Genomic DNA, 6272 nt, shown 5'->3' with positions numbered 1-6272 from the left:
ACAGACGGTTTCAATTCGTATTCTACACCCTGGCCGCCGTCGCTGTAAACAACTTTGCCCAAGAAAAAGCTGCCAGCGGAGGTGCGTTTCCCTCAAATTGCCTTTTTTGCAAAAAATACTTGACTTTTTGGCATTTGCGAGCTATACTGACTAAGTCACCGTGAGTGATATGGGCCTGTAGCTCAGTTGGGAGAGCGTTCGGTTCGCATCCGAGAGGTCAAGGGTTCGAATCCCTCCAGGTCCACCAGCAAAGGACACGACATCTGTCGTGTCCTTTTTTTGTTTGGCAAAACCGGCAGAACACAGACGGTTTTCTGCCGCAGGCAGCAGAAAAGCCGGCGTCCGAGGGGCGCCGGCTTTGTATATGCCGCCATGGGACATTCTATGACGTCCGCCTATCACTGCAGGCTGGTCTTGAGAAAGTCCTCAATTTTTCCGAACGGGATGCGGTCGGTCCGGTCGTAGAGATCGATGTGTTCCGCATCTTTCACAACGTAGAGTTCCTTGGGGTCCTGTGCCTTCCGGTAGACAGTTTCGCTGAAGAATCTGGAATGGGCCCGGTCGCCGACGATCAGCAGGATCGGGCGGGGAGAGATCTCATCCAGATGGGACAGCAGATCAAAGTTGAGGAAGGGCAGATTGCTGGTGGTCGTAAAGCCGCCTCTGGCACGTTCATGGTGCCCGCGCTTCACGGCGTAGAAACGGAACCATTCGGCATCGGGCTCCCCGAGCTCGGGCGGTACCTTCTCCAGCGGTTTTTCGGGGAATGTGGGAATGTACTCGGGCATATAGCCGTTCTCGGCATCTTTCCAGCGCTGGGCGGCAAGTTTTTGTTTGGTTTCAAGAATCTGCTCCGGGGTCTGTCCCATCCTGGCAGCCACAGACATGTCATACATGCTGGCCGTGACCACCGCCTTGATGCGGGTGTCCACCTGCGCGGCCGACAGGGCAAAGCCGCCGCTGCCGCAGATGCCCAGCACGGCAATCCGTTCCCGGTCCACAAAGGGCTGCAGACCCAGATAGTCCACGCCGGCACTGAAATTCTCGGTGAACAGTTCGGGGGAGGAGACATGCCGGGGCTCGCCCTCGCTCTCACCCATATAGCAGGGATCAAAGGTCAGCACCACAAAACCGCGCTGGGACAGTTCATTCGCATAGACGCACGGTCCCTGCTCCTTCACGCCGCCGTAGGGGGCACCCACAATCAGTGCCGGATACTGCCGGGTCCTGTCCATCGTCTTGGCCGTATACAGGTCTCCCGCAATCATCAGACCATACCGGTTGGGATACCGTACATGGACTCTCTCCACCGCATCGCTCAGGGCACAAATGTAATCGCTCATTGGAATTCTCCTTTCATGGATTCGGGCTTGTCAAAGAAAAGGTTACGTCAACGTCGCCGCTGCCCAGGGCCTCTTCCCAGCCGGTCAGGTCACGGACCTTCCCGAGCCGGGTGTAGCTCCAGGAATTGCTCCCGTAAAACAGGACGATCTGGTTGCCCAGGTACAGCACAATGTCGCCGGCCTGTGTGGTGGTCTGCGCATCGCGGGTGGGCAGGTCCTTTCCCAGCGCGCCAACCTTCTCAAAACCTGCGTAGTCCTCCATCCGGACGGTGACATCGCCGTCCGCCAGCCAGTGCCGGAACGCCTGCGCGCCGGCATTGTCCGCAAAAGCGGCATCAAACGTCGTGCCGCCCACTGTAAGATAAAACACAGTCTGTTCCATATCGGAATCCTCCTTGCGTTCGGTATCGGATGACGAAGCGGTGCTGCCGGGTCCGGCCGCAGAACACGCCGTGCAGCAGAGCAGCAGCACGCCGGCCAGCCATCGCAACCACCATGGTCTCATCCTCTCGTCCTCCTGTCTCAGGCACAGCAACCGTGGGTGTCGGGATCGGTCCGGACAATCCGGCACCGGGATTCCTTGTCATCCCGGATCACTTCGCCGACCGAGGGAACGGTGATGCAGCCGGACCGGGGATTCTTGATGCTGACGACCGGGGTCAGGACAGTGGCCTCCACATCACTTTTCTCAAAGGCAAGGTCGGTATCCTGCATCCGGCAGTTGACAAGGCGGAGCGATTTGCAGTAGCAAAGCGGCTGGGTGCCGATGATGGTGCAGTTCTCAAAGGTGACATTCTCACAGTACCAGGCGAGATATTCCCCCTTGATGACGCTGTTGCGCACAACCACATTCCTGGCGTGCCAGAAGGCGTCCTTGGTATCAAACCGGCAGTTTTCAAAGGTGGCGTTCTCGATGTACTGCAAAGAATATTTCCCCCGGAAGGTCACATCGGAAAGATGCAGATCACTCGAACGCATCATGAAATATTCGCTCTCGGCGGTGCAGTGCTCCATGGTGATGCCGCGCACAGACCAGCCGAATTCCGGCGATACAATGTCGCAGCCCCGCATCGTCACCTCGCTGCATTCTCGCAGGGCCTTGATGCCGTGAAGCCTGGTGTTGGTGATCTCGATGTGATCGGAATACCACAGGGCGGCCCGGCAGAGTCCCGTCATTTCACTGTCGCGGATCTTGACGCCGTGATCGTGCCAGAACGGATAACGGAGGTTGAAAAAGCACTGTTCCGCCTCCAGATTGGCACCCTCCTTGAAGGCACTTTCGCCATCGGCCGGACCGTCAAACGCACAGTGAATCACATGAAGATCCCGCTCGCCGTACAAGGCACGCTCCTGATCAAAAGACTGGTTCTGAATTGTTTTCATAGCTCGTTTCCTCCATTCCCGAATCCCGCGGCGTCAGACGGTGAGATGGCCTTTCCGGATGCGGTATACCAGATAGTCCAGACAATCAATCTGCTTTTCCTCCTGATGGATCTGATCCAGCAGGCAGGCCCGCCGGGCGGACAGCAGCCGGAGCTGCTCCCCGGTCTTTTCGCTCTTCCAGCAGGAAAGGTAGGTCTCAATCATATCGGCGTCAAACCCGATTCTCTTCAGCGCCAGGACCAGATCCTCCGCATGCATCTTGTCTTCCATACGGACTTTTCACGCTCCTTTGCGGATTCTTTCACCCTTGCTGCCGGTTCCCGGAACATTGCCGCTTGACCTTTCGCTGTGATTCCAGTATAGTCAGAGAGAAAGACAATAGCAAATACTTATCTTTGATACAATAGTATAGATAAAACCTATTCGACTTGGCCGGGGGGCCGTGTGAGCGGCCCCGGAAACGGCTTGTCTGTAAGGAGAAGAGAAGATGGAACTGCGGGTGCTTCAGTATTTTCTGGCGGTGGCCAGGGAACAGAATATTTCCTCGGCGGCGGAATCGCTGCATCTGTCCCAGCCGACCCTTTCGACGCAGCTCAAAGCGCTGGAACAGGAGCTCGGCAAACAGCTTCTGATCCGCAATGCCAAGGGATCGCGTAAGGTCCTCCTGACAGAAGAGGGGATGCTGCTGCGCAAACGCGCGGAGGAAATTCTTGAGCTGGTCCGGATGACCGAACGGGAAATATCACTTTCCGATGAGGTGATCGAAGGGGATATCTATATCGGCACCGGGGAATCCGACATGATCCGGATTTTTGCCAGAGCGGCAAAGCGGATGCAGGAGCGGTATCCGGACATCCATTACCACATCCTCAGCGGCAATGCGGAGTTTGTCCGGGAAAATCTGGATAAAGGGCTGGTCGACTTCGGCGTGATCTACGGACCTGTCGATGCCAATATGTACAGCTCCATCAAGATTCCGATTCGCGACACATGGGGCGTTCTGATGCGCAAGGATTCCCCGCTGGCCGAAAAACAGGTCATCCGCCCCGAAGACCTGCGGGACAAACCGCTCATTGTCTCTTCTCAGAAAAACGATGTCTGGCCGATGTCCAACTGGTTCCGGGAGGACGTCACCAAACTGAACATTGTGGCCACCTACAACCTGGTGTTCAATGCCTCGCTTCTTGTGGAGGAGGGCGTCGGCTATGCGGTCTGCTTTGACAAACTGATCAACGTCAGCGGTGACAGCCGGCTGTGTTTCCGGCCGCTCTCCCCGAAAGCGCAGGCGGAAGCCACGATCATCTGGAAGCGGTATCAGGTTTTGTCCAAACCGGTGCAGAAGTATATCGATGCGCTGCTGGAATGCTGCGAACTGCGGGAAACCAGACCATAAAAAAGGCCGACGCTGCAGGCGTCGGCCTTTTGGGCATGTGACCCGGCGGTCACAGGATTCTGGTCATCCGGATGGCATCCGCATAGGTTCCGTCGCGGTATTTCAGGTAACGGGGAAGGCGTCCGCACGCCGTGAAGCCGAGGGTTTCATACAGGGCCAGCGCCGTGCGGTTGTCGGCGACGACTTCCAGCTCGGCCTGTTCATAACCGGCCTGTGCCGCCGTCTGCAGAAGGACCCGCATCATGATTGTACCCACGCCTCTGCCGCAGAATTCCTGATACAGCGCAACGGACAGCTCACAACGATGGCAGAGCCGCTGAAGGCCGCCGACACACATCAGCGAACCGCTTCCCATCAGGACTCCGTCGCATTCGGCCAGAATCATCAGCTCCCGGTCAGCGTCCGTCATTCGCCGGATAAACCCCTGCTCCTGTTCCGGCGTCATCGTCACTTCCTCCGGCTCCCGGAGCAGAAAAGGCGTCTCGCCGGCGGTCACTTTGAGGTACCGGAGCAGATTCTCTGCATCGTCCGGGCCGGCCTTCCGCAGCAGGACCGGATGCCCGGTTCTGTCCGTCACGGTCATGGGTTGGAAAATCATGAACACTTCCTCCATTCTGTTGAATTTCCGACCATTGTAGCAGAGATTTTTCCGCATGGCAAGGGTGCTTTCGGACGGCCCTGCCGGATGCGGAACCGGTGCCCGCCGGCATGGTGCGGGAAATTCACCAGGATGCAGATAACAGGAATTGGTTTTCATATCAGCCGCCGGGCGGATACCTCTGCGCGGAAGGAGAAAACGGGGAGGAAAAAATATCGGAAAAGGCATCTTTTTTGAAAAAATTTAAAACGAATGTACGAAAAAAGAATTTGCTGCGCATCTTTCTTGCGCCAAGCGTATAAAACCGTACACGTCGCGGCCCTTGCATTTGGACACAGAACCGAGTATAGTAATTCCTGATATCAAAACCCGCGTATCTGCGGCGGATATTTGCGGGAATTTCCGAGCCTGTGGGAGGGAACGTTCATGGAGGAGACGTGCGATGCGGTGATCGCATGCTACACGCGTACATTTTCACAGATCGAGGGCCTGCAGACAGCGCATCAGGTCCAGTATCTGCTGTACAGCGGCAAGACCGGCCTGCGTCTGGAGGTACGCAAGACCGGTCAGCATCCAAACCGGGCATGGCGGAAACTGCCCCGGGGCACCGAAGGATTTGCAAGAAGGCTGATGCAGTTCCTGTATGAGAACGCAGTCCCCGCGGAGCTGGCGGGGGATGTGGTGGACGACTGCTGGACCGATGTCATGCGGACCGGCCCGGCCGTGGTTGTCTGAAATTTCACAAGAAAGGAAAACAGGGGCGGAGATCCGCCCCGGGCGCAGGAGAGAAAACTATGGGGGATGCCGTGCGTGTGGAGCCGGTCACAGCGCTCTTTGCCGAAAAGGACCGCGAACTCTGCAGAGCCATCCGGCTCTATGCGGCGCAGCAGGACGCAGTCCAGGAATGTTCGGTGGTGCAGACCGGCCGGCGGGTGCTGGAGGAACTGGAGCGTGGACTGCATCCGGATGTCCTGATGCTGGATGCGCTGCTGCCGGATACCAGCATCTATACGCTTCTTCGCCGGGTCAACCAGATGACGCTGGGATACCACCCGCACATTGTGGTCAGTCTGGTTCCTTCCGCGGCCTCGCAGATTGAAAAGCTGTTGACATTGGGCACGGATTGTACTATCTTTAAGCCATACGAGTTGCCGTCCCTGTTTGATACCATTTATCAGACAGCGGCACAGGGGCACCGCCTGGAAGTCTATCTGGCACGGGAATGTCTGTATGAGCAGCTTGCGGCGCTGCACTATCACGGGCATGCGTTCGGGTTGAATTACCTCGAACAGGTGATCTATCTGAATATCTTCACGCAGCGCCCGTATGCCCTCGGGGAACTCTGTGCGATGACGGCGGATCTGTTTCAGACCAATGCGGGCGCGGTCCATGCGGCGCTTGAGCGGCTCAACCGGACGCTGTACGATGTGGGCCAGCCGGCGTATGATTCGCTGTGCCTGCAGAAGGGCAAGGCGCCCGGCTCTCGCCTGACGGTGTCGGAGCTGATTGAGGTTCTGACGGCTCGTGTCCGCCATTCACTTCGCCGCTGATGGGT

Annotated in this window: 8 protein-coding genes and 1 tRNA gene; 4 read left to right on the top strand and 5 right to left on the bottom strand. The window is 57.3% G+C overall.

The features are described from left to right. Positions 1-171 precede the first annotated feature (171 nt). Positions 172-247: transfer RNA gene (locus U0L91_RS10090), tRNA-Ala, on the top strand. A 151-nt stretch (positions 248-398) separates the two neighbouring features. Here the strand turns inward: U0L91_RS10090 and U0L91_RS10085 are convergent. The 4 genes from U0L91_RS10085 to U0L91_RS10070 are packed head-to-tail and all read right to left on the bottom strand — an operon-like array spanning position 399 to position 2996. Beyond that, the gene (locus U0L91_RS10085) at positions 399-1343 is read right to left on the bottom strand and encodes an alpha/beta hydrolase (protein WP_330046615.1); all 945 of its coding nucleotides are present in this window, start codon (positions 1341-1343) and stop codon (positions 399-401) included. A gap of 13 nt (positions 1344-1356) precedes the next feature. After that, entirely contained in the window at positions 1357-1848 is a 492-nt protein-coding gene (locus U0L91_RS10080) for a cyclophilin-like fold protein (RefSeq protein ID WP_330046613.1), read from the bottom strand. Positions 1849-1865: 17 nt separating this feature from the next. Further along, entirely contained in the window at positions 1866-2726 is an 861-nt protein-coding gene (locus U0L91_RS10075; RefSeq protein ID WP_330046611.1) for a DUF3737 family protein, read from the bottom strand. A gap of 33 nt (positions 2727-2759) precedes the next feature. Next, entirely contained in the window at positions 2760-2996 is a 237-nt protein-coding gene (locus U0L91_RS10070) for a hypothetical protein (RefSeq protein WP_330046609.1), read from the bottom strand. A gap of 217 nt (positions 2997-3213) precedes the next feature. Here U0L91_RS10070 and U0L91_RS10065 point away from each other — a divergent pair, with 217 nt between their 5' ends. Next, a complete protein-coding gene (locus U0L91_RS10065; RefSeq protein ID WP_330046607.1) occupies positions 3214-4119 on the top strand; it encodes a LysR family transcriptional regulator in 906 nt (301 codons plus the stop codon). Between the two features lie 49 nt (positions 4120-4168). Here the strand turns inward: U0L91_RS10065 and U0L91_RS10060 are convergent, their stop codons facing one another. Next, entirely contained in the window at positions 4169-4717 is a 549-nt protein-coding gene (locus U0L91_RS10060; RefSeq protein ID WP_330046605.1) for a GNAT family N-acetyltransferase, read from the bottom strand. Between the two features lie 426 nt (positions 4718-5143). Here U0L91_RS10060 and U0L91_RS10055 point away from each other — a divergent pair, with 426 nt between their 5' ends. Together U0L91_RS10055 and U0L91_RS10050 are read left to right on the top strand one after the other, a co-directional pair. After that, on the top strand, positions 5144-5452 hold the full coding sequence (locus U0L91_RS10055) for a hypothetical protein (RefSeq protein WP_330046604.1): 309 nt from the start codon (positions 5144-5146) through the stop codon (positions 5450-5452). 59 nt (positions 5453-5511) lie between these two features. After that, entirely contained in the window at positions 5512-6267 is a 756-nt protein-coding gene (locus tag U0L91_RS10050) for a response regulator (protein WP_330046603.1), read from the top strand. Positions 6268-6272 lie beyond the last annotated feature (5 nt).

Source organism: Gemmiger sp. (genome assembly GCF_036306485.1).
GTDB lineage: Bacteria > Bacillota > Clostridia > Oscillospirales > Ruminococcaceae > Gemmiger.
This window is presented reverse-complemented; position numbering and strand designations above follow the sequence as displayed.

Excerpts from the sequence above, each read along its gene's own strand:
- U0L91_RS10085 (WP_330046615.1), bottom strand. The coding sequence starts at position 1,343 with ATGAGCGATTACATTTGTGCCCTGAGCGATGCGGTGGAGAGAGTCCAT.
- U0L91_RS10080 (WP_330046613.1), bottom strand. The coding sequence starts at position 1,848 with ATGAGACCATGGTGGTTGCGATGGCTGGCCGGCGTGCTGCTGCTCTGC.
- U0L91_RS10075 (WP_330046611.1), bottom strand. The coding sequence starts at position 2,726 with ATGAAAACAATTCAGAACCAGTCTTTTGATCAGGAGCGTGCCTTGTAC.
- U0L91_RS10070 (WP_330046609.1), bottom strand. The coding sequence starts at position 2,996 with ATGGAAGACAAGATGCATGCGGAGGATCTGGTCCTGGCGCTGAAGAGA.
- U0L91_RS10065 (WP_330046607.1), top strand. The coding sequence starts at position 3,214 with ATGGAACTGCGGGTGCTTCAGTATTTTCTGGCGGTGGCCAGGGAACAG.
- U0L91_RS10060 (WP_330046605.1), bottom strand. The coding sequence starts at position 4,717 with ATGATTTTCCAACCCATGACCGTGACGGACAGAACCGGGCATCCGGTC.
- U0L91_RS10055 (WP_330046604.1), top strand. The coding sequence starts at position 5,144 with ATGGAGGAGACGTGCGATGCGGTGATCGCATGCTACACGCGTACATTT.
- U0L91_RS10050 (WP_330046603.1), top strand. The coding sequence starts at position 5,512 with ATGGGGGATGCCGTGCGTGTGGAGCCGGTCACAGCGCTCTTTGCCGAA.